The organism is Alkalibacterium sp. 20, from assembly GCF_001885615.1.
Classification (GTDB): domain Bacteria; phylum Bacillota; class Bacilli; order Lactobacillales; family Carnobacteriaceae_A; genus Alkalibacterium.
This window is the reverse complement of the sequence record NZ_LSRN01000108.1, coordinates 1-1,140: the sequence shown is the minus strand read 5'-3', so window position 1 is coordinate 1,140 and position 1,140 is coordinate 1. Positions and strand designations below refer to the sequence as shown.

General features: G+C 42.6%; 1 protein-coding gene. It reads right to left on the bottom strand.

Annotated elements, in window-relative coordinates:
* Positions 1-31: 31 nt before the first annotated feature.
* Positions 32-1,111, bottom strand: coding sequence for an IS30 family transposase (locus tag AX762_RS12280; RefSeq protein ID WP_071849396.1), 1,080 nt, complete (start codon positions 1,109-1,111; stop codon positions 32-34).
* Positions 1,112-1,140 lie beyond the last annotated feature (29 nt).

Genomic DNA, 1,140 nt, shown 5'->3' with positions numbered 1-1,140 from the left:
GGTCATAGTTATTCGTTAAGCACTATCGCGCTTAGGCCACTTGGGACAAAGAGCGGAGAGCATTGGCAAAACACCTATGAGGCGTTTGATAACCGAGTATTTTCCGTGGGTAGTCATTCATCCATTGTTGGATTCTTAAACAGTGGGTTTCACTGAATGGACTGATGGCTTTTCCTTTTGGAATAAAGCAACGAATAAATTTGTGTTGGTTCTCGCTGGTCCACCTTTCCCGTGAGGAATAAGGGTGGCTGAAATATACATCCAGAGTATCTTTAAGGGCCTCATGAAGTCCAGTAAACTCAGATCCGTTATCAGACGTTATGGTTTTAAACACTGTAGAAAAGGTATCACCCGCTCTGTGTCGTAACTGACTGATTGCTTGATCAACGGATTCTTTATCTTTGCCCTTGAGTTTAAGGATGATTTCAAAACGGGTTTGGCGCTCAACTAACGTTAACAAAACAGCATCTGTTTTGACTTTATTCCCCACCACGGTATCAATTTCCCAGTGACCAAAGGTCTGTCGGTCATCGATTTCCGATGGTCGTTGGTCAATAGAGGGTCCCAAAATGCGCTTGTTTGAATGGCTTCTATAAGAAGAGTCCTTTGGTTTGCGAGATGATTTTTCAAGCAAGTCCATATTTTTTGTTCTCATGATGCCTTTATCAATCCACCCATAAAGAGTGGTCGTACAGGGAATAATAGAGCAATCAAATAAGTCGAAGTGCACAGCAAATCCAACGACCGCGTCAGGAGACCACTTTTCCTGTAACGGTTTATCATCTGCCCATTCAATGAACGCATCTGTATCTGTCCATTTTGGCCGACGGCCACAGTGCAATCGGAGCCTATCATAAGCTGCTTGTCCGGCATCAGGGTCATAGCTAGTCGTATAGTAATCATAGACTTTGTCTTTTTGCTTTTGACGTTTGAGTTGAGTGATGGTCCCGCGATGTATTTCATTATTAATGGTTTGCGGAACACGTCCAAGTACATTCGCAATCTGGCGATTGGAGTAGTGTTCAATCTTTAGAATAGCAATTTGAGACCGTTCTGAATAAGATAAGTGTTTTCCCTTACGTACTGATGTGTTATCGTTAGAGTGCGTCATGTGAATTCATCCTGTCTATTGAGAGTTAG

Coding starts and splice junctions, on each gene's coding strand:
- AX762_RS12280 (WP_071849396.1), bottom strand. CDS start 1,111: ATGACGCACTCTAACGATAACACATCAGTACGTAAGGGAAAACACTTA.